At 70.2% G+C, this 19,760-nt stretch carries 22 protein-coding genes; 8 read left to right on the top strand and 14 right to left on the bottom strand.

The genetic code is table 11. From position 1 onward, the window contains the following. The 7 genes from VFL28_08795 to pyrB all read right to left on the bottom strand — a co-directional run. A partial coding sequence (locus tag VFL28_08795; GenBank protein ID HET7264755.1) for a branched-chain amino acid ABC transporter permease occupies positions 1-411 on the bottom strand: 411 nt, incomplete at its 3' end. A 42-nt stretch (positions 412-453) separates the two neighbouring features. Beyond that, positions 454-1,704 (bottom strand): ABC transporter substrate-binding protein, encoded by a 1,251-nt coding sequence (locus tag VFL28_08790; GenBank protein HET7264754.1) that lies wholly within the window; start codon positions 1,702-1,704, stop codon positions 454-456. Next, entirely contained in the window at positions 1,701-2,465 is a 765-nt protein-coding gene (locus VFL28_08785) for an ATP-binding cassette domain-containing protein (GenBank protein ID HET7264753.1), read from the bottom strand. The genes VFL28_08790 and VFL28_08785 overlap by 4 nt, the downstream gene beginning before the upstream one ends. Beyond that, on the bottom strand, positions 2,462-3,172 hold the full coding sequence (locus VFL28_08780) for an ATP-binding cassette domain-containing protein (GenBank protein ID HET7264752.1): 711 nt from the start codon (positions 3,170-3,172) through the stop codon (positions 2,462-2,464). Before VFL28_08780 ends, VFL28_08785 begins: the two co-directional genes overlap by 4 nt. A gap of 158 nt (positions 3,173-3,330) precedes the next feature. Next, positions 3,331-4,998, bottom strand: coding sequence for a thiamine pyrophosphate-binding protein (locus VFL28_08775; protein HET7264751.1), 1,668 nt, complete (start codon positions 4,996-4,998; stop codon positions 3,331-3,333). A gap of 37 nt (positions 4,999-5,035) precedes the next feature. Next, the gene (locus VFL28_08770; GenBank protein ID HET7264750.1) at positions 5,036-5,833 is read right to left on the bottom strand and encodes a cytochrome c oxidase assembly protein; all 798 of its coding nucleotides are present in this window, start codon (positions 5,831-5,833) and stop codon (positions 5,036-5,038) included. Between the two features lie 20 nt (positions 5,834-5,853). Beyond that, on the bottom strand, positions 5,854-6,915 hold the full coding sequence (gene pyrB / locus VFL28_08765) for an aspartate carbamoyltransferase (GenBank protein HET7264749.1): 1,062 nt from the start codon (positions 6,913-6,915) through the stop codon (positions 5,854-5,856). A gap of 188 nt (positions 6,916-7,103) precedes the next feature. Here pyrB and VFL28_08760 point away from each other — a divergent pair, with 188 nt between their 5' ends. Further along, positions 7,104-7,496 (top strand): nuclear transport factor 2 family protein, encoded by a 393-nt coding sequence (locus tag VFL28_08760; protein HET7264748.1) that lies wholly within the window; start codon positions 7,104-7,106, stop codon positions 7,494-7,496. Positions 7,497-7,553: 57 nt separating this feature from the next. On the opposite strand, the gene VFL28_08755 is transcribed toward VFL28_08760, so the two are convergent. The 3 genes from VFL28_08755 to VFL28_08745 form a co-directional block, all read right to left on the bottom strand. Continuing rightward, positions 7,554-7,721 carry a hypothetical protein gene (locus tag VFL28_08755; GenBank protein HET7264747.1) on the bottom strand — a complete coding sequence of 56 codons (168 nt, stop codon included), beginning with the start codon at positions 7,719-7,721 and terminating at the stop codon, positions 7,554-7,556. A gap of 182 nt (positions 7,722-7,903) precedes the next feature. Continuing rightward, complete coding sequence (locus VFL28_08750; GenBank protein ID HET7264746.1) at positions 7,904-8,665, bottom strand: SDR family oxidoreductase; 762 nt, start codon at positions 8,663-8,665, stop codon at positions 7,904-7,906. 96 nt (positions 8,666-8,761) lie between these two features. Beyond that, a complete protein-coding gene (locus VFL28_08745; protein HET7264745.1) occupies positions 8,762-9,580 on the bottom strand; it encodes an SDR family NAD(P)-dependent oxidoreductase in 819 nt (272 codons plus the stop codon). A 338-nt stretch (positions 9,581-9,918) separates the two neighbouring features. Here VFL28_08745 and VFL28_08740 point away from each other — a divergent pair, with 338 nt between their 5' ends. The 3 genes from VFL28_08740 to VFL28_08730 are packed head-to-tail and all read left to right on the top strand — an operon-like array spanning position 9,919 to position 12,817. Next, positions 9,919-10,995, top strand: coding sequence for a 2-dehydropantoate 2-reductase N-terminal domain-containing protein (locus VFL28_08740; GenBank protein HET7264744.1), 1,077 nt, complete (start codon positions 9,919-9,921; stop codon positions 10,993-10,995). 44 nt (positions 10,996-11,039) lie between these two features. Next, positions 11,040-11,858 (top strand): SDR family oxidoreductase, encoded by an 819-nt coding sequence (locus VFL28_08735; GenBank protein HET7264743.1) that lies wholly within the window; start codon positions 11,040-11,042, stop codon positions 11,856-11,858. Between the two features lie 23 nt (positions 11,859-11,881). Further along, positions 11,882-12,817: a succinylglutamate desuccinylase/aspartoacylase family protein gene (locus tag VFL28_08730; GenBank protein HET7264742.1), complete on the top strand. Its 936-nt coding sequence runs from the start codon at positions 11,882-11,884 to the stop codon at positions 12,815-12,817. Positions 12,818-12,826: 9 nt separating this feature from the next. Here VFL28_08730 and VFL28_08725 read toward each other — a convergent pair whose 3' ends face one another. Genes VFL28_08725 through VFL28_08710 form a run of 4 tightly spaced genes read right to left on the bottom strand, consistent with a single transcriptional unit; the run spans position 12,827 to position 16,495 of the window. Further along, positions 12,827-13,156 carry a hypothetical protein gene (locus VFL28_08725; protein ID HET7264741.1) on the bottom strand — a complete coding sequence of 110 codons (330 nt, stop codon included), beginning with the start codon at positions 13,154-13,156 and terminating at the stop codon, positions 12,827-12,829. A gap of 50 nt (positions 13,157-13,206) precedes the next feature. Beyond that, the gene (ilvD, locus tag VFL28_08720) at positions 13,207-14,892 is read right to left on the bottom strand and encodes a dihydroxy-acid dehydratase (GenBank protein HET7264740.1); all 1,686 of its coding nucleotides are present in this window, start codon (positions 14,890-14,892) and stop codon (positions 13,207-13,209) included. Between the two features lie 59 nt (positions 14,893-14,951). Further along, positions 14,952-15,926 (bottom strand): hypothetical protein, encoded by a 975-nt coding sequence (locus tag VFL28_08715; protein ID HET7264739.1) that lies wholly within the window; start codon positions 15,924-15,926, stop codon positions 14,952-14,954. Then, positions 15,923-16,495: a carboxymuconolactone decarboxylase family protein gene (locus VFL28_08710; protein ID HET7264738.1), complete on the bottom strand. Its 573-nt coding sequence runs from the start codon at positions 16,493-16,495 to the stop codon at positions 15,923-15,925. Before VFL28_08710 ends, VFL28_08715 begins: the two co-directional genes overlap by 4 nt. Positions 16,496-16,628: 133 nt before the next feature. Here VFL28_08710 and VFL28_08705 point away from each other — a divergent pair, with 133 nt between their 5' ends. The 4 genes from VFL28_08705 (at position 16,629) to VFL28_08690 (ending at position 19,575) form a co-directional block, all read left to right on the top strand. Further along, positions 16,629-17,657 carry an alcohol dehydrogenase catalytic domain-containing protein gene (locus VFL28_08705; protein HET7264737.1) on the top strand — a complete coding sequence of 343 codons (1,029 nt, stop codon included), beginning with the start codon at positions 16,629-16,631 and terminating at the stop codon, positions 17,655-17,657. Further along, positions 17,654-18,181: a DUF1697 domain-containing protein gene (locus VFL28_08700; GenBank protein ID HET7264736.1), complete on the top strand. Its 528-nt coding sequence runs from the start codon at positions 17,654-17,656 to the stop codon at positions 18,179-18,181. Before VFL28_08705 ends, VFL28_08700 begins: the two co-directional genes overlap by 4 nt. A gap of 67 nt (positions 18,182-18,248) precedes the next feature. After that, entirely contained in the window at positions 18,249-18,953 is a 705-nt protein-coding gene (locus VFL28_08695) for a hypothetical protein (GenBank protein ID HET7264735.1), read from the top strand. A gap of 52 nt (positions 18,954-19,005) precedes the next feature. Then, positions 19,006-19,575, top strand: a complete 570-nt coding sequence (locus VFL28_08690; GenBank protein ID HET7264734.1) for an RES family NAD+ phosphorylase — start codon at positions 19,006-19,008, stop codon at positions 19,573-19,575. Positions 19,576-19,760 lie beyond the last annotated feature (185 nt).

Raw genomic sequence — 19,760 nt, 5'->3', positions numbered from 1 at the left:
GGCAACGAAGCGGCTGCCGTTGAGCGGCAGCGGCCCCAGCTGAAGGGGCGGCGCGTAATCGGGCGGCGAGAACTGATAGGGTCCGAAGACGACGATCGCGAGATTGCGAAAGAGCACCGTGAGCGCGATCGTGACGATCGTCGCGTACTCGTCCAGCCGCTCGAGGGTCCCGCTGAACATCGGCCGGAGCAGCACACGCTGCACCGCCATCCCCAGCACCGCGACCCCGAGCGCCGCGAGCGGCACCGCGAGATACCAGCGCGCGGGGCCGAGCCACGACTCGATCAGCAGATACTGTACGTACCCGCCGATCATGTAGAACTCGCCCATCGCCCAGTTGATCATCCGCACGACGCTGTAGATGAACGTGATCCCGACGGCCATGAGGCAGTAGATCGAGCCGACGACCAGGCCCGCGAGGACGTACTGGACGAAGAGCGTCGAGTCCAGCGGCTACCGCGGCGGCGTGTACGAACCCGTCCGTAGCGCCGGCGGGTACAGGATCGGCGCCTTGTCGTAGGTCTCGTCGGGCGTCGTGTACTGCAGCACGATGAGCGGCGGCGACCACTGGTGCCAGGCCAGCCCGGCCGCCCGCGGGAACCTCACCGAGCCCGGCGCGCCGATCCAGGTGTCGAACCTGCCGCGCTCCAGCGCCGCGATGATCCGCTTCGGCTCGGCGCTGCACGCCTGGTTCATCGCCTGGGCGAGGATCACCGCGTCGCCGAACGAGTTGAGGTTGGAGTAGATCGCCGTGTCATGGTACCGCTTCGCGTACTCGAGCGCGGCCCACCGGCCGAGCGGCGAGAGCGCCATCTTCGGATGGTAGTAGGAGATGAACATCATGTACGTGCCGCCGGAACCGAGGTTCTTCCAGAATTCGGGGCGCACCGGAAAGTCGTACGAGCCGAGCATCGGCGTCTGCGGGAACAGGCCCACGTCGCGCGCCTGCTTCGCGATCAGGTACGCCGGCGTGCCGACGCCGACGTTGAGCAGCAGGTCGGGCCGCGAGGCCTTGAACTTCAGCAGCTGCGGCGTGAGGTCGGCCGACGTCCGGTCGAAGAGCACCGCGTCCAGCGCAATCGCGGCCTTGCGCGCGGCGATCTCGGCCTTCGTCGCCTCGATCAGGCCGATGCCGTAGTCGGTATTCTCGGCCAGCATCGCCACCTTGTGCCAGCCCTGCGCCTGGATGAACCCGGTCCAGGCGCGCGCGCGGTCCGGATCGATCGCGTGGGTGCGAAACACCGCGGCGAAGTGCTTGCCGGTGATGTCGCCCGCCGACGCCTGCGTTGAAATGAACGGCACGGCGAGCTCGTCGGCGAGCGGCGCGGCGGCGAGCATCGCCGAGCTGTGGAACTGGCCCCACACCCCCACGGCGTGGTCCTCGGTCGCGAGCCGCCGGAAACCGGCGACGGCCTTTTCCGGGGTCCCGCTGTCGTCTTCGACCGCCAGGCGCACCGGCGTGGCGGGCAGGCTGCACTGCGTCTTCGGCCCGAAAACGCCGCCCATCACCGCGTTGATGTAGGAGACGCCGACTTCCGCCCCGCGCGAGATCAACTGGCCCGCGGAGGCGTCGCCCGGCGGCGACAGCGGCGTCAGCACGCCGAGTGTGATCGGCGCGGGCGCGGCCCAGCCGCCGTCCCGCGTCAGTCCGGCGGCGGCCGCGGCCAGCACCGCCGCGATGACGAGCAGCACAACACGTCTCATGGTTCCCCACCTCCACCCGTACTGTGCGTCTCCTCCGTTCCCACGAGCGCGGAGCGAACGATGCCCGGCAGGTCCGCGGCGAACACGGTCCCGGGGCCTTCACGCTGCACGCGGCCCATCCCGAACAGATAGACGTCGTCCGCGATCCGGACCGCCTCGACGATGTTCTGATCGACGAGCAGCACCGTGATGCCGAGGGCGCGGCTGTGCGCGAGGAGCGTGTACACGTCGCCGGCGACCCGCGGCGCGAGCCCGGTCGTCGGCTCGTCGACGAGCAGAAGCGACGGCATCACCACGAGTTCCTTCGCGACCGAGAGCAGCCTCAACTGGCCGCCGCTCAGGACCGCGGCCCTCGAGCGGCGCAGCGGGACCAGCGCGGGAAAGAGTTCGTAGACGTGCGCGAGCCGCTCACGCAGCGCGGACGGCCGGTGCCGGATCGTCCACCCGCCGAGGCGCAGCGTCTCCTCCACGGTCATCTGCGGAAACGTGCTGGCGCCCTGCGGCACATAGCCGACGCCGAGCCGCTTGCGCCCGTCCGGCCGCAGCCCGGCGAGATCGCGCCCGTCGAGAAGAACGCGCCCGGCGCGCGGCGGCAGCAGGCCGAAGACGACGCGCAGCAGCGTCGACTTTCCGGCGCCGTTCGGCCCGATCACCGCGGTGATCCGCCCCGGGTCCGCGCGCAGGGTGACGCCGGCCAGCACGTCGATCTCGGGCTGGTAGCCGGCGGTCACGTGCTCGACGCGCAGCGCGGCGCCCGTCATGCGTCCCGGCCCGCCGCCACGCGGGCCCCCGCCGCCCCGAGGTAGGCGTCGATGACCCGTGGATCCGACGCGACCCGGTCGAGCGGCCCCTCGGCGATGCACGCGCCGTCGTGCATGACGAAGACGCGGGGAGCGAGCCGCACGAGCGTCGGCATCTCGTGGCTGACGACGAGAAAGGTGACCCCGCGGCGGCGGTTCATCTCGTGGATCGCCTTCAGCATGACGTCCTTGATCGCGGGGTGCACGCCGGCGAACGGTTCGTCGAGCAGACACAGCACGAGCGGCTCCTGGGCGAAGCAGCGCGCCAGCTGCAGCAGCATCGCCTGCCCGCCCGAGAGGACCCGCGCCTCCGCGCCGGCCAGGGCCTCGAGGTTGACGAGGCGCAGCAGGTCTCGCGCGCGCCGCTGCGCCGCGGCGCCGTCCCCGCGCCGGTGGTCCGCAGCGGCCGGCACGAGGAGGTTTTCAAGGACCGTCATCGATCGGAAGACGCGGGCGAGCTGGAACGTGCGTGCCATGCCGAGGGCCGCGAGCGTGTCGGGCGCGAGACCGGCGAGGGGCTCCCCGTCGAGCCGGATCTCGCCGCGATCCGGGCGTTCCTGCCCCCCGATCAGGTTCAGGAGGGTCGTCTTGCCGGAGCCGTTCGGACCGATCAGCCCCCGGATCTCACGGTGCGACAGCTCGATTGAAAGATCGCGGACGGCGGCCACGCCTCCGAATGATTTGAAGACGTGCGATACCGAGAGGAGCGGCCCGGCCACGCGGAAGGGTTCGACGGCGCGGAACCGCCGGCCTTGACCGCGCGGCTACCGGTTTCGGGTGGCGCCGTTTTTCCGGAGGATCTTCTGCGTTGTGGTGCGGTGGTCGGCTAGCCGCGGTACCCCGGCCGCAGCACCGGCCACATGTCCGGCATTGCCGGCACCGGCGCGTCGATGATGACCGGCGCGTTCTGCCGCAGTCCCCAGGCCACCGCCTCCCGCAGCTGCGCCGGGCTCTCCGCGCGGCGCCCCGCCGCGCCGAACGACTCCGCCAGCTTGACGAAGTCCGGGTTCAGCAGATCCGACGCGATGAAGCGGCCGCCGAAGCGGTCTTTCTGGATGCGCTTTACGTTGCCGAAGGCGCCGTCGTTGAACACGATCGCCACGACGTTGAGGCGGTGGCGGACCGCCGTGGCGATCTCGGAGATCTGGTAGAGGAAGCCCCCGTCCCCGCTGATCGACACCACCGGCCGCCCGCACGCGCCCACGTACGCCCCGAGCGCAATGCCGTAGCCCGCGCCGAGCGCGCCCTGGTACCCCATCGTCAGGTACGTGCGGGGTTTGTAGACCGGAAAGCCGATGTTGGACCAGTAGCCGACCTGCGTCATCTCGCTGACGACGACCCCGTCCTCGGGGAGCGCCTCGCGAATCGCGTTGCCGTAGGCCGCGTGCGGGGCGACCGAGTTGACCCGCTCCCGAATCCGGTTGTGGAACGCCGTCAGCTCGTCTTTGCGCGACGGCCGCGTCCGGTTGTGTTTCTCGAGGCGTTCCGCGAGCGCGGCCAGCGCCGGCGCGGCGTCCGCGACGACACCAACCGTCACCGTCCGGTTGCGCCCGATCTCATCGGGGTCGATGTCGATCTGCACGCACGGCTGCGCCATCGGCGCCCAGTCGGACGCGGTCGGTTCGTAGAACCGTGTGCCCACGATCAAGACGGCATCCGCGGACGGCGCAAGTTCCGGTCCCGCCGCGAGCGGCTCGGCGAGGTAGTGCCGGTCGGAAATCGCGCCTTTGCCGTTCCGCGACACGAGGACCGGAGCCTGCAGCATCTCGGCGACCCGCACGAGCGCGTCCGTGGCGTCCGACGCCACGATCCCTCCGCCCGCGAAGATCAGCGGCCGCTCCGCGGCGCCGAGAAGCTTCGCCGCGCGTTCGACCGCGTCCGGATCCGGCGCCGGCACGGTGCGTAACAGCGGCCCGTCCTCCGAGGGCATCTCGGCCGCGCCCTTGAGGACGTCGGGCGGAACCTCGATCGCGACCGGCCGCTGGCGGCCGCTCAGCATCTGCCGGAACGCCTCCCGGACGACGCCCGGCACCGCGTCCGGCCGCAGCGCGCTGCCCGTCCACTTCGTCACGGTGTCCGCCGCCGCGAGCTGATGCTTGATCTCGTGCAGGAGGCCGCGTCCCTTGCCGATCTGCGCCACCGGAATCTGGCCGGTGATGCACAGGACGGGTGACGAGCACGAGTAGGCGGTCGCGAGCCCGGCCAGCGCGTTGAGCAGCCCCGGACCGGGCACCAGGAGACAGACGCCGGGGCGACCGGTGACGCGGGCGTAGCCGTCCGCCATGTACGAGAGCGCCTGCTCGTGGCGGGCGTGGATGACGCGGACAAAGTCGTTGGCCTCGTACAGGGCGTCGAACGCCCAGTCCATCTGCACGCCGGGAAGACCGAAGATCACGTCGGCGCCCTGCGCCCGCAGGGCGCGCACGAGCGCCTGCCCGCCGGTCAGTGTGGCCGTGGCGGCCACTCCCCGGCCCGCAGCATCCGGAACCGTCACGCGGTGCACCTCCGAGTCGTCGCGGCGATGGCCCTCATCATAACACCCGGGCCGCGGGGCGCGCACTGCCGCCGCGTCCCGTGTCGCGCCACAGGATGACGTTGAGGAGAATGAGCAGCGGGATGAGGTACATCATCTGTCCCATCACCCACATCAACACGCCGCCGAGGTGCAGGTCGTCGAGCGCGGACAGGCCCCACAGCCGCGGCGCCGCGGCGTAGGCCGTGTAGAAAGCGTGGCCCGCGAACGTCAGCGTGAAGCCGAGGATGAAATTCACGACGTCCGCGCCGATCAGAAGCGCGAACCGCATGCCGAGCGGCGCGCGGACGAGCGCGGGGGCCGGAGAGACGATCACGCCCCAGAAGATCACACCGGCGACAAGGAAGCCGACGTGCTCGGCGGCGTGCATCCACGGGATGCGCAGCGTCGCGTCGTAGGCGGCGGGGATGTGCCAGGCCAGCAGCATGCCGTTGAAGAGCACGAACGCCGCGAGCGGGTTCCATGCCGCGCGCACCACGCGCCGGACGCGGGGACGGCTGTAGGCCCAGCCGATCAGCCCCGAGGGAACGGAAAGAGCGAAGAGCGCGGCGGCGACGAGCATCAGGAGCATGTGCTGCAGCATATGGAGCGTAAACAAGTAGGCCGCGCCCGCGTCGAGCGGCGACAGCAGCGCAACGGCGAGTGTGGCTTCCCCGGCCCAGAAGGCGAGACTCTGCCGGCCGCGCGGCGGAAAACGGCGCGAGATCGCGATGTACGCCGCGCACGAGGCCGTGAGCGAGAGAACGATCCAGGGGTCCGCGGACCAGTCGGTCCAGCGGAGGGCGGCGGGAGGCATCGCGTTCGAACGCGGGGGGCTTAGCGGCCGGACCAGCCGCGCGAGCGGTCCACCGTGCAGGCAAGCTTGAGCAGCGCCATCCGGACGTACATACCGGCCTCGGTCTGGTCGAAGATTACGACGCGCGGGTCGGCGTCGACCGAGACCGGGAGCTCCGAGCGCTCACCCTCGACGCGGGGCAGCGGGTGCATCACGATCGCGGCCGGCGGCAGCTCCGCCAGGATGTCCGGGGTCACGGAAAACTGGTTGCGGATGCGCTCGTACTCCGCGGCGTGGCCTTCGCCGAACCGCTCCTTCTGGATGCGCGTCACGTACAGCACGTCCGCGCCGCGCACGCCCGCGTGGAGGTCGTCGGTTTGGGTGAACGGCACCTTGTGCCGGCGCAGGTACGCGAGCAGGTCCTCCTTCATCTGGACCGCCTTCGGCGCGATCAAGCGGATGGAGACGCCGGGATACTTGGCCAGCAGATAACAGAGCGACCGTGCGGTCCGGCCGTAGAGGAGATCGCCCGCCACCGCGATCGTGACGCCCTCCAGCGTCCCGCGCGTGCGCCAGATCGTATAGGCGTCGAGCAGCGCCTGGGTCGGATGCTGCCCAGGCCCGTCGCCGGCGTTGAACACCGGAATCGGCCGGCCCCGCTGCGGGTCGACGGCGACCGCGGCCGCGCGCTCCGCCGCGCCTTCTTCGTAATGCCGCATCACGACGGCGGACGGCCGGTAACGGCAGATGACGCGGATCGTGTCCTCGATCGACTCGCCCTTGGCCGCGGAGGAGAACTCGCGCGCCGCCTCGGACGACAGCACGCGCCCTCCGAGGTGGTACGTCGCGAACTCGAACGAGAGCCGCGTACGCGTGCTGGGCTCGTAAAAGAGCGTGAGGACGATCTTGCCTTTCAGAAGATTGCTGCCGCCGCTGTTGACGATCTCCTCGGCGAGCTGCGCCTCGCGGAACACGGATTCGAGCGAGGAAGGATCGAACTGCTGCGCGCGCAGCACGTGCGGCCACCCGGTCCACAGGTGGAGAGCCACCGTTCGCGCCATCTCCCCCGCGTTGCCGCCAATGGACGCCCGCGAGCCCGTCATGCCGACCTCGGGAGATGCGGCGCCGCCATTGTATATTCACGTTCGCGTCCGCTCCCGGACCGCCCTGCCCCCGCCCCTCGCGACCGCCCGTTCCGGCGCAGCCTTCCGCCGCATGGAGGGACCGGGCCGCCCCGCCGCATACCTACATACCCACACAGCGCGCTAGGACTCCCGAGGAGGCGGACGGCATGTCCCCGGCGCCGGGGGGCAACGTGTATCAGGACCTGCTGGTGGCCCACATCGCCGCGTGGAGCCGCCACGACCTGGACGCCATCATGGAGATGATGACCGGGAACTGCGTCTACGAATCCTCCGGAGGCGAGGACCCGTGGGGCAGGCGGTACACCGGTCAGGCGCAGGTGCGGGAAGCCTACGCCGACCTCCTCGAACTGCTGCCGGACATCCGGTTCCAGAACGCCCGCCACTATGCCGCGGGCGACCGCGGCGTCTCCGAGTGGACGATGCTCGCAACGCGCCCCGACGGGTCGAAGATCGAATCCCGCGGCTGCGACCTCTACGAGTTTCGCGACGGGAAAATCCACCGACGGGATTCGTACCGCAAACGCCGGACCGCGAGGTAGCCTGAAACTGCGTCAAGCCGGTCGCGGGCACGGCCTCGGCCCTTCGTGTTTTCCGGGTCAGTGCGGGACTTGGGCCAAGGCCACCCCGAGGTAGTACGGCCAGAGCACGAGGGCCAGCACCGCCTTCCAAAACGCGAGATGCAAGAACCCAATGGCAAAGAGCCATCCCGCGGCCCAGAGCATGCCCAGCCCCCCGGGGGCGCACTCGCCCCGCACCTTCTCCACGGCGGCCTCCTAACGCGGCAGACGCTACCAATACGAAGGATAGGGCGCGCCGCGTCGCCGAGGTATCAGGCGGTTGTCTGATTCGGGCCTACGCTTGCCACACGAGGACGGAGCCACTCGCACCCGGGCCGCGCACCGCCTCGGGCGTGACGGCGCTCGGCAGGTCACCCGCTCCCCGCACGTCAGCCTCTGCCGACGAACGGCATCTTCGTCGCCATCACGGTCAAGAACAGCACGTTCGTGTCGAGCGGCAGGCCCGCCATGTAGACGACGGCATCGGCGACGTGCTTCGGATCGATGCGCGGCTCCGGCCGCACCGAGCCGTCGGCCTGCGTCACGCCCTGCGCCATCCGCTCGGTCATCGGCGTGATCGCGTTGCCGATATCGACCTGGCCGCAGGCGATGTCGTACTTGCGTCCGTCGAGCGCGGTCGACTTCGTAAGCCCGGTGATCCCGTGCTTCGTCGAAGTGTACGGCGCGGAGTTCGGCCGCGGTGCATGGGCGGAGATCGAGCCGTTGTTGATGACGCGGCCGCCGCGGGGCGTCTGGCTCTTCATGATCCGAAACGCTTCCTGCGTGCACAGGAAGGTCCCGGTGAGGTTCACGTTGACCACGGCGGTCCACTGCTCGTAGCTCAGATCCTCGAGCGGAATGCCGGGTGCGTTGAGTCCGGCGTTGTTGAAGAGAAGGTCGAGCCGCCCGAACTGCTTCTTCGTCTTCGCGAACAGGCTCCGCACCGACGCGGCATCGCCGATGTCGGTCGGCACGATCAGCATGCGGGACGCCGGCGCCTTGGACGCGCGCGCCGTCGCCTCGAGCGGTGCCCTACGGCGACCGGCCAGGACGACGGAGTAGCCTTCGTCTAAAAGCCCCCGCGCTACCGCCCGTCCGACCCCGGTGCCGGCCCCTGTCACGATCGCCACCTTTGTGGAGCGCGAAGGCATGCCACGACCCCCTGTTCCGGCGTGCTCAGCCTTACACTTGCGCGAAGAGGGAGATTGGTCCTATGCGCCACCCCAAGCTGCCTGCCGGGCGCGGCACTACACCCGCCGGTCGATCAGTCCGTAGAAGGCGTCGACGCTCGGCCCCTGCACGGCCAGCTTCCCGGCGGAGTAGCCGCCGTCCACGCACAGCACCTGCCCGGTGATAAAGCGCGCGCGGTCGGAAGCGAGGAACAGCACCGCATCGGCGATCTCGTCCGGCGCGGCCAGCCGGCCGAGCGGCACCTGCGTGAGGAACGCGCGCTGATATTCGGGCGTCTGTTTGGACCGTGAGATGCCCGAGATGTCCGTCAGGCCCGGGGACACGACGTTGACCGTCACGCCGTACGGCCCCATCTCCATGGCCATGACCCTCGCGAGCTGAACCTCGCCCGCTTTCGACGCCGCGTGCGGGCCGCCCGTGACGCGCGCGTTGTTACCCGAGGTCGAGCCGATCAGAACGATGCGGCCGCCCTGCCCCTGCGCGATCAGCCGGCGGCCAACCGCACGGCTCAGCACAAAGGCGCCCCGCATTTGGACGTCGACCTGCAGATCCCACTCCTCGTCGGTCAGGTCCACGATCTTTTTGTGCACGCCCACACCGGCGCCGTGCACGAGGATGTCGACGCGCCCGCACTCCTCCGCCACCCGGTCCACCATGGCGTTCACCTGCCTGCTGTCGCGCACGTCCGTGCGAATGAAGCGGACGTCACCGCCGAACTCCGCGATTTCCCGCGCCAGCGCCTCGGCCCGCTCCTCGTCGATATCCGCGATGACGCCGCGCGCACCCTCCCGAGTCAGGCGCCGCACGATCACGCTGCTGATGCCCTGCGCCCCGCCGGACACGATCGCGACCTTCCCCGCACACTCGCCGGCCATCGCCGCCCTCCTCGTCAGCCCAGTCGGTTCTTGAACACGCCCCCGTCGCGCATCAGCAGCGCGCCTGAACCACCGGAGGTTGACACAGGATGTCCCATCCGTTCACCCCGCGCAGAAAATGAAGGGTGCTCGCACCAGATCCAGAAATTCTCGACTGTAGAAAATCGACAATCTATTCACTACGCTCTTGCCGCTGACCCTGCCGGCGGCATGCCGAACCCCGATCTCCGAGCGCACCGAGCGGAGGAGACGCCGTACCGTCCGTCACCGCCGCATCCCGGCCTGCGGGGCGCGCTCGACCCGCGGCTCAGACTCTAGTAGACACGGAGGGCGCAGGCGTGGCGCAGATCGCGGTGGTCGGTTGTGGAGCGATCGGAGGGCTCGCGGGTTTCTACATGGCCCGTGCCGGAGAGTCGGTGCTGTTCGTCGACCGGAACGCCGACCACGTGCGGGCGATCCGCGAGCGCGGCATCTCCGTGAACGGCGTCTACGGGCCGATGGCGATCGGCCCGCAGCGCGCCTGCACTCCCGCGGAGCTCGACGAACGGCTGGAGGGTCTGGTATTTCTGGCGTGCAAGTCACAGGCGACCGCGGACGCGATCGGCACGCTCGCGCCGCACGTCGCGGAGGCCGCCTGCGTCGTGTCGCTCCAGAACGGCATGAACGAGGACACGATCGCCGGCGTCGTCGGACCCGGCCGCACGATGGGCGCGTTGCCCGACTACGGCGGCGCGTACCTCGATCCGGGCGTACTGGAGGCCGTTCACACGGGCGTCGTCTACGTCGGGGAGTTGAACGGCGAGGTGACGCCGCGCGCCCGCGAAGCGGCCAGGCTGCTCGGCATCGGCCCAAACACGTGCGAGCTCCTGACGGACATCGTCGGCCGGCTCTGGACGAAGCAGGTGTATAACTCGCAGATCATCGTGTCCGCGCTTGTCGACGATACCATCGTCAACGTCCTGAGCCGCCGCAGCGCCCAGCGGCTGGCCGGCGCGGCCGTGCGAGAGGCCATTCGGGTGTCCGACGCGGCGGGCGTTCGGTTGCAGGCCGACGCGTGGTTCGAGCCCGCGCTGTACCGGCCCGAGACGGCGGCCGACACGGCGCGCCTGCTCGCGGCGTACGACCGGCTCGTCGACCATCTCGGCGGTCATCAGGCGAACAGCGGCCCGGACGGCTACCGGTACGTGAAGCGGGCCAGCGGCATTCACTGGGACATCGTCTACCGCAAGCGGCAGAGCGAAGCCTACTACCTCAGCGTCGTCTGCGTCGCAGGCCGGTACGACGCGCCGGTCCCGCTCAACGCGAGGCTCGTGGACCTGCTGGCCGAGGTCGAGAACGGCCGGCGGCGGTTGGGCTGGCACAACATCGACGAACTGACGGCGTACGCCGAGCAGATCGGCGCCGCCCTGCCGTGACGGCCGCGGGCGCGGGTCCGGCGGCGACCTCCCGGCCGAGGCGCGTGGCTCTCGTCACCGGCGCGGCGCGCGGGCTCGGGTGGGGGATCGCCCGGGCGTTCGGCCGCGCCGGCGTCCGGGTCGTCGTCAACGACGTCGACGAGGCGGACCTGGCGCGCTGCGCCGGCGACCTGGCCGCCGACGGCGCCGAGTTTCACGCCGAGGCCTTCGACGTCGCCGACCTCGCCGCGTGGACCCGCGCCGTCGCGGACGCCGTCGGCCGATGGGGGCGGCTCGACGTCGTGGTGCACAACGCGATCTACATGCCGCTCATCACGTTCGAGGCTACGACGCCGGACGAGTGGTGGCGGCAGATCCACGTCGGGCTCGGCGGACTCTTCAACGCCGCGCACGCCGCGTGGCCGCAGATGAAGTCGCAGGGGGGCGGCCACATCATCGGCATCGCCAGCGGCTCGAGCATTCGCGGCTATCCGGAAGAGATCGCCTACTGCGCGATCAAGCACGGCGTCGAGGGCTTCGTCAAGGCGCTCTCGCTCGAAGCCCGCGCCCACAACATCGCGGTGAATACGATGAGCCCCGGCGCCCGGATCAAGCCCACGCGCCTCACCTGGGCGGAGTACGACCGGACGCCCGCGGCGGAGCGGGCCGGCTGGGCCGATCCGGTGGAGCTCGGCAAGGCATGGGTCTGGCTCGCCGCCCAGCCGCCGGCCCGGTTCAACGGCTACCGCTTCGACGCCGGGCCGCTGGTCCGCACCCTCGCCCGCGAGGGCGACGATTTTGAGTTCGCGCCGGAAAAAGCGACGCTATATCCCGACGACTTTCGCGCACGGCAGCAGTGGTACGAGGAGCAGATCCACCGATGACTCCCACAGGAGGAGCGGCCGGCATGGATACCATCTACGAGGCGCTGCGCTGGCACGAAGTTCGGATCACCGCCCACGCGGCGGCACGGCACATCCCGCTCGTGTACGGCGAGGCCGGAACGGGCGGGCCGCGGGCGACGCTCATCGCCGGCACGCACGGCGACGAAGGGCCCTGGTCCGCGCTCGCGATCAAGATGCTGTGCCGAAACCCGCCGGCGGCGCTGGCCGGGCGCCTGAGGGTCGTCTTGACGGCCAACGCGCTCGCGGCCGAAGTCGAGCGGCGCAACTCCTGGATCGATTCCCCGAACTCGCTCGATCTCGACGCGATGTTTCCGGGCAACCCGGAGGGGTCGCACACCGACCGCCTCGCGGCCGCGCTCGCGCCGCTCGTCGCGGACAACGACGCCGTCATCGACCTCCACGGCGGCGGCACGTGGTGCGTCAACGCCTTCGTCAAACGGTTCGAGGGCTCGGAACAGCTCGCAGCCGATCTCGGGGCGCCGTTCATCAGCAACGCCCCGAACAAGAAGGGCGGGCTGACGACCTACGCGCGCTCGCTCGGCGTCAAGGTCGCCAACGTCGAGGTCGGCGGCCGCTCGAGCAAAGAGATGTACTGGGTCGAACGCAACGTAAAGGGCCTCGAGCGGGCGCTGCACAACCTCGGCGTGCTCTCATTGAATCCGCCGCCCGCACCCGCGGAGCGCGCCCGGGACGTCGGTCCGACGAAGGCCTTCCGCGCCAAGACGGGCGGCATCTTCGTGCCGACGGTGCGCGAAGACGCGGTGGGCACGGTCGTCCCGATGGGAACCGAATTGGGGCGCATGGTCGATCTCCATACCCTGGCCGAACTGCAGGTCTTCACGGCCCCGTTCGAACAAACGGCCATGATGCTCCTCCGTCCGCAGATCTGTACCGTGGAAGGCTCCGCGCTGATCTACGTTCTTGCGGAGCCGGTCTAGGGCGGCGGCCTAGCGGGACGTCCCCTGGGTTCGGTCGTGGATGATCTTCGGCAGGTTGAACAGCGTGTTGGCGATCTGAACGAGGGTTTGGACGGGCGTCGTCGCGGCGGCCCCGCCGCGCGGCGAAGACGCCGGAGCGCCGGCGTGCCGAGCGGGCGCCGTCTGGTGAGGCGCGGGCTGGACAGGCGGCCAGGACGCCGGCCTGTCCGGGATCGTGGTGACCTGCACGCCCTGATGCCGCGCCGTCCGAGCGCCGAAGAGCGTATGATTCTGCAGCGCCAGCCCGAAGGCCACGGCCAGCGTCAGCACGCCACACACGATCGTCAGACGTCGAATCATCGGCCACCCATCGCTTCCTTATTTACCCCGCACGCCCGCGTCCGGATCGTCTAGGGCTTCGGTACCGCCCCCTGGGACGCCGAGGTGACGAGGCGGGCGTACTTGGCGAGGGCCCCGCTCTTGTATCTCGGCTCCGGCGCCTTCCACGACGCAAGCCGCCGCGTGACCTCCCCGGCGGGCACGTCGAGGTCGAGGCGCCGCGCGGGCAGATCGATCACGATCGGGTCACCCTCGCGGACCACCGCCAGCGGCCCGCCGTGCGCGGCCTCCGGCGACACGTGGCCGATCGCGAAGCCGCGGGACCCGCCGGAGAATCGACCGTCCGTGATCAGCGCGCAGTGCTCGCCGAGCCCGGCGCCGACCAGCGCGCCGGTAACGGCCAGCATCTCCCGCATGCCGGGCCCGCCTTTCGGCCCTTCATAGCGGATCACGATCGCGTCGCCCGAAGCGATCCGCCGCTGCGTGATCGCTGCGAGCGCGTCCTCCTCGCGCTCGAAGACGCGCGCGGGGCCGCGGAACGTCTCACGCTTCAGGCCGGCCGTCTTGATGACGGCGCCTTCGGGGGCGAGCGTCCCGGTCAGCACCGCGAGCGTGCCGCACGGCGCGATCGGAGACTTGATCGAGCGCACCACGTCCTGTCCCTCCGGGCGCGTCGCCTCCGCGAGGTTCTCGGCCATCGTCTTGCCGGTCACGGTCCGGGCGCCGCCGTGGATGAGGCCCCCGTCGAGCAGCTCCCGCAGCACGACGCTGAGGCCGCCGACCCGGTCGAGGTCCACCATCATGTACCGCCCGCCGGGGTGCATGTCGGCGATGTGCGGCGTGCGGCGCGCGAACGCGTCGAAGTCGCCGAGCGCGAGCGGCACCTCGGCCTCCTGGGCGAGCGCGAGCAGGTGCAGCACCGCGTTCGTCGAGCCGCCGGTCGCCACTTCGGAGGTGATCGCGTTCTCGAACGCCTGCCGTGTGAGAATGTCCCGCGGCCGGATGCCCTCCCGCAGCACGCGCATGACGGCTTCGCCGGTTTGGCGGCAGATCTCCGGGCGCCGCGGATCGAGCGCCGGAATCGATTCGCTTCCGGGCAGCGCGAGGCCGAGCGCGACGGAGCACGAGGCCATTGTATTCGCGGTGTACATCCCGCCGCACGAGCCGGCGCCCGGGCAGGCGACGCACTCGAGCCCGTACAGCTCCTCCATCGTCATCGTCCCCGCCGCGACCTTGCCGACGGCTTCGAAAACGTCCACGATCGACACATCGCGCCCCTGGAACCTCCCCGGCATGATCGTGCCGCCGTAGAGGAACACGGACGGGATGTTGAGGCGCGCCATCGCCATCATCATCCCGGGCAGGCTCTTATCGCAGCCGGCGATGGTGACCAGGCCGTCGAAGCCTTCCGCGAGCGTCTCGAGCTCCACGGAGTCCGCGATCAGGTCGCGGCTGACGAGCGAGGCCTTCATGCCTTCGTAGCCCATCGAGATGCCGTCGCTGACTGCGATCGTCGTGAACTCGATCGGCGTCCCGCCGGCCGCGCGGATACCGTCCTTCACGTGGCGCGCAAGGACGTTCAGGTGGAGGTTGCAGGGCGTCACCTCGTTCCACGATGAGGCGACGCCGATCAGCGGCTTGCGCAGCGCCTCGTCGTCGAGCCCCGTGGCGCGCAGCATGGCCCGCGCCGGGGCGCGGTGCGGCCCCTCCGTCACCGCGGCCGAGCGCTGATTGAGTTTGGGCAGTGTCTTGGCCATACCGAGCCTCCTTCGCCGTGTCAAACCGTGGTCGAGCCTTGCTCCATCATAATGCTTCGCTACCCGATCGCGCGGCTCTTGAACAGGCGCCGCAGCGCCGAACGCACGAGCAGCCCCGCAGCCAAGTCCCAGCAGTTGACGATCGCGATCCGAAACCCTCCGGGCGGCATCGCGTGCCGATCGAGCGGGATCGTCTCGTCGAAGGTGATCTGAATGCTCGAAATGCCGTCCACCGAGCGCAGCGCGTCCACGTCCGCCGGCTCGATCGTATAGCGGCGGTTGTGCGGCGCGAACAGGACCACGCTGTAACCGGTGCGCCGCGCCGGGTCGCGGAACCGCCAGCGCCGGCGCGCGTACAGGTCGACGACGGCCTCGAGCCAACCCGGGCCGTTCAGGTCGAGCCACTGTTCGGCCATGCGCAGGTGACACTCGATGATGCGGCCGGCGATCGTCTCGACGTTGACCACGCCTGTGAATCCGGCGAGGTGCCGGCGCAGCCAGCCATCGAGGTACGACTCCAGGGCCGGCAGGCGGCCGGCCGTCACGGTCCAGTAGTCGAAGGTGCCGCCGTCCATCTGGCGACCGATCGAATGCCGCCACCAGCAGAGGCGACCCCGGGCCAGCGCCACGTCCGTGCTGATGTGGCGTCCCCGCAATTGCCGCATCCAGAAGTGCCCGGGCGTGAAGCGGGCCTTCATTTCGGCCGGCGAGCGCACGACGTAGCCGTCGGCGCCCATGCCGTGCAGGTTCATCATCGGCTTGCTGAAGACCGGGTAGCGCCGGGGGATCGTACCGTGCGGCCCGTACGGGATGCCCTGGCTCGCGCAAATAAACAGCTTGTCGTAGACACGGCGGTAGGCGGGATAGAGGTCCCAGCCGGTGGGGTCGTCGACCGGCACCACGGTAGTGCGCGGCACGCGGACGCCTTCGAAGTACTGCCAGCGCCAGACGTCGACCCCGGGAAACCGCGGACCGCCGCCCGGCGGCATGTCGCGTTTGATGTGGTGGAGCCGGAGGCGCCGCGCGCGGTTCACGCCTCGACGTCCACCTCGAGGCCGAGGAGCACCGCGCCGACGAGATGGTACCAGCCGACCGTCACCGTGAGATCGACGATCTGCGCCGCGGAGAAATGACCCCGCAGCGCCTCGAACGTCGCCTCGCCGGCGCGCCGCGTCGTCGTCATCTCGTGAGCGTACGTCATCGCGGCGCGCTCCGCCGCGTCGAACACGCCGCTCGACTGCCAGGCGGGGAACGCCGCCAGCTGCGCCTCGGGCACCCCGGCCCGCCGCGCCGACTCGAGATGGTGCACCTGCTCGTAGCGGGCGCCGAGCGCGAACGCGGTGGCGAGGATCACGAGCTCGCGGAGCCGGCCGGGCAGCGGATTCTCGTCGCGAATGTACCGGGACATCCCGAGAAACGCGCGCAGCGCCCGCGGCTGGTTGGCGAGGATGCGGTACAGGTTGAGCGGCGGCCGTCCGAGCGCGCGCAGCTCGGCGAACGCCGCCGCCGCGTCCTCCGCCGCCCCGGAGCCGGACCATCCCGGCGGGGCCGGACGGCAGCCGCGGCGCGGCGTGGGATCGTCGAGGTACGGAAGTCTCGCCACGGCATCTCCGGTTCGATGGCATCGCGCACCCGGCCTCCAATCGGGTACGCGACGCCGCGCACAGGAAGGCCCGCCGCGCGGCGAGAAGGCCGAAGATCGCCGCGCTCGCCTCGAGCGCCACGAGGAGGATCCGATGGCCGAGATGCGCGCCGCGTTCATCCACAAAGCCCGGGACATCCGCCTGGCGACGACCCCCCGGCCGGAGCCCGGGGACGGCGAGCTGCTGCTGCGCGTCCGGACCGTCGGGGTCTGCGGCAGCGACCTTCATTATTATCGGGAGGGCGCCGTCGGCACCCAGGTCATCACCGGACCTCAGATCCTCGGGCACGAGTTTTCGGCCGAGATCGCCGACGATCGGGGCGCCGCCGCCGGGCTGCCGAAGGGCACGCTGGTCGCCGTCGACCCCGCGCGCCCCTGCGGAAAGTGCGAGTGGTGCCTGCGCGGCCATCAGAATCTGTGTCCCCACGTCGAGTTCGCGGGCTCGCCCGGCCTGGCGGGCGGCCTCGCCGAGTATCACACCGCGCCGCCCGACGCGCTGTTCCCGGTGCCCCCGCACTTCGACGCGGCGACCGCGGCGATGCTCGAGCCGCTCGGGGTGGCGATCTTCACCCTCGATCTCGCGCATCTGCGCCCGATGGAGAACGTCGCCGTGGTGGGCGCCGGGCCGATCGGGCAACTCCTGATCCAGGTGGCGCGCGAAGCGGGCGCGGGATACGTCTGGGCGATCGATCCGATCGACTACCGGGTCGCGGCGGCCAAGCGCGCCGGCGCGGACGACGCCTCCACCGATTCCGACGCAATCGAGCGGTGGACCGGCGGCCGCGGCGCCGACGTGGTCCTCGAAGCCACCAACTCACCCACGGGGCCGGAGGCCGCCGTCGCTTGCGCGCGGGTGGGCGGACGCGTCGTCCTGGTGGGCATCCCGGACGGGGACAAGTTCACGCTCTCGGCGGCGGTGGTGCGCGGCAAGGCGCTGACGATCAAATGGCAGAAGCGGATGGGCCACGTCTACCCGCGTGCGATCCAAATGGTCCAGGCCGGGCGCATCAAGTTCGACCCGATCATGACCCACCGGTTCCCGCTCGACCGCGCGCCGGACGCCTTCCGCTTCCAGAACGCCTATCAGGAAGGCGTCCTCAAGACGATGATCGAGGTGGGATGAGCCGGACCGCCCGGTACGCCGCCTTTCTCCGGGGGGTCATGCCGACGAACGCGCGCATGGCCGACCTCCGGCGCGCGTTCGAGGCGGCGGGCTTCGCGGACGTTCAGACGGTCCTCGGGAGCGGCAACATTCTCTTCACCGCACCCGCGGCGACCGAAACGTCGCTCGAGCGCCGGGCGGAGGCGGCGATGACCCGGCATCTCGGGCGCCGCTTCCTCACGATCGTGCGGCCCGTCGACGAACTTCGCAGGATGCTCGCCGCCGATCCGTACCGGGCGTTCCGCCTGCCCCCCAACGCGAAGCGCATCGTCACGTTCCTCCGGGGCCGGCCACGCCGGCGTCTGCCGCTCCCGATGAAGATCGCCGGCGCCCGCATCCTCGCCGCCGCCGGCGGGAACGTCTTCATCGCGTACGTCCGGCACCCGAAGGGGCCGGTCTTCATGACGTCGATCGAGCAAGTCTTCGGTAAGGACCAGACCACACGAACCTGGGAGACGATCTCGAGAGTTGCACGCGATACTTGACGATATTGTCTGATCTACGATATGATATACACCGTCAAGTAACTCTCGCCGGAGAGGCCGGCCTGCCATGACTCGCCGCAAGGCCGAGGCTCTCTTCTCGGCACGATCGCAGCGCAGGGGCGCGACCAGGCCGGAGACGGCAATTCCCGATGCGACCGACCCGCTCTACGCGTCGGTCGCCACGCTGGTAGAACGAACCAAAGAGCCGCTTCGCCGGGCCATCCTTACTCGCTTCCTCCGCGCCGCCGTCGGGGCGATCGGTCAGGCGACCCCGACCACTCTAGCCAAGGCGGCCGGCGCAGACTCGGATCTCCTGGCGGTGGTGACGACGCTCGAGGCCGTGCTGCCGGATCCGGCCAAGGCGAGTGACGACGATGTGATCGCCGCCGCTCAGCTTCGCGGCCTGGAAGCCCGGCAGCGGGTGCTGGAGGCTGAAGGCGGCACGTTGAGCGCCGAACAACTGGGTCACCGCCTTCATCTGACGCGCCAAGCCATCGACCTCCGCCGCCGCAACCACCGCCTCATCGCTCTGCCGGTGGGCCGGCACGGATTTCGGTACCCGATCTGGCAGCTCGGCCCCAACGGCGTCTGGCCCTGGATCCCATCGGCCATCGAGGTCTTGAGCCCGCACGACCCGTGGCAGCAGGTGTTCTTCCTGCTCAGCCCCCACCCGGATCTTGGAGGCCAAACGCCGCTCGATGCGCTCCGCGCGGGGCAAGCCGACGAAGTCCTGTCGCTTGCACGGACCTACGCATCGTATGGCCTTGGATAGACGAACCAGAAGCCCGGCGCCGCCCGCGGATCTGGCGGCGCGAACGCTGCCGATGACGATGATCGAAGGTTCGGCCTGGCGCGTGTACCCCGGCGGTCGCGATCCCATGCACTTCAACAAGCGGGACGGCCGCTTCAACGATCCGCGGACGCAGTACGGGGTGGGGGTGCTCTACGCATCCCAAACCGACGTGGGCGCCTTTGTGGAACGTCTCCTGCTGGCGCCCGGCCCGCTCGGCGGTGAGGGCGCGGCGGGCGCAGGCGTCCCCGTTTCCGCGACCGCCCTCCGGAACTTCGCGCTCGCCGCGGTCACCTTCACAAGACCGATCACGTGTGTCGACCTGCGGACATCGAACGGCCTCAGGCAGATCGGCGCGGGCGCGTCGCTGCTCAGCGCCCCGCATGCGATATCACAACAGTGGTCGCGGCCGATTTTTCTTCATCCCAGCGCTCCGGAGGGCATCGTATGGAATTCACGCGTCGGAGAGGACATCGTCTCCCTCGGGATTCACGAGCGGGCGAAGCCTAAAATCGCCGCCCGAAGTCTCGGCGCGCTGATCGGCCATCGGCGGCTGCTGGCGGAGGTCATCCGGCGGTTCGGCGCCGTCATCGTCCCGGCATGAACAGACCTGTGGCGCCGGGTTCCGGCCGGCGTCATAAGGTCGTTCCGCCGTCCATGATCGAGATGATCGGCCGAAGCCGGTCGTACAACTGCGCCGTCACCCGCGCGTCGTCGAGGCAGTAGCGCGCGATCTCCTCGAGCCGGCCCTGACGGTACCTCTCGGCGACATCGCCGCCGCGCATGGCG

It is taken from the genome of bacterium (assembly GCA_035691305.1).
Lineage (GTDB): Bacteria > Sysuimicrobiota > Sysuimicrobiia > Sysuimicrobiales > Segetimicrobiaceae > DASSJF01.
Note: the sequence above shows the minus strand (reverse complement) of the source record. Positions and strands in the feature narration are given on the sequence as shown.

Coding starts and splice junctions, on each gene's coding strand:
- VFL28_08790 (HET7264754.1), bottom strand. CDS start 1,704: ATGAGACGTGTTGTGCTGCTCGTCATCGCGGCGGTGCTGGCCGCGGCC.
- VFL28_08785 (HET7264753.1), bottom strand. CDS start 2,465: ATGACGGGCGCCGCGCTGCGCGTCGAGCACGTGACCGCCGGCTACCAG.
- VFL28_08770 (HET7264750.1), bottom strand. CDS start 5,833: ATGCCTCCCGCCGCCCTCCGCTGGACCGACTGGTCCGCGGACCCCTGG.
- pyrB (HET7264749.1), bottom strand. CDS start 6,915: ATGACGGGCTCGCGGGCGTCCATTGGCGGCAACGCGGGGGAGATGGCG.
- VFL28_08760 (HET7264748.1), top strand. CDS start 7,104: ATGTCCCCGGCGCCGGGGGGCAACGTGTATCAGGACCTGCTGGTGGCC.
- VFL28_08750 (HET7264746.1), bottom strand. CDS start 8,665: ATGCCTTCGCGCTCCACAAAGGTGGCGATCGTGACAGGGGCCGGCACC.
- VFL28_08745 (HET7264745.1), bottom strand. CDS start 9,580: ATGGCCGGCGAGTGTGCGGGGAAGGTCGCGATCGTGTCCGGCGGGGCG.
- VFL28_08730 (HET7264742.1), top strand. CDS start 11,882: ATGGATACCATCTACGAGGCGCTGCGCTGGCACGAAGTTCGGATCACC.
- VFL28_08725 (HET7264741.1), bottom strand. CDS start 13,156: ATGATTCGACGTCTGACGATCGTGTGTGGCGTGCTGACGCTGGCCGTG.
- ilvD (HET7264740.1), bottom strand. CDS start 14,892: ATGGCCAAGACACTGCCCAAACTCAATCAGCGCTCGGCCGCGGTGACG.
- VFL28_08705 (HET7264737.1), top strand. CDS start 16,629: ATGGCCGAGATGCGCGCCGCGTTCATCCACAAAGCCCGGGACATCCGC.
- VFL28_08700 (HET7264736.1), top strand. CDS start 17,654: ATGAGCCGGACCGCCCGGTACGCCGCCTTTCTCCGGGGGGTCATGCCG.
- VFL28_08695 (HET7264735.1), top strand. CDS start 18,249: ATGACTCGCCGCAAGGCCGAGGCTCTCTTCTCGGCACGATCGCAGCGC.
- VFL28_08690 (HET7264734.1), top strand. CDS start 19,006: ATGACGATGATCGAAGGTTCGGCCTGGCGCGTGTACCCCGGCGGTCGC.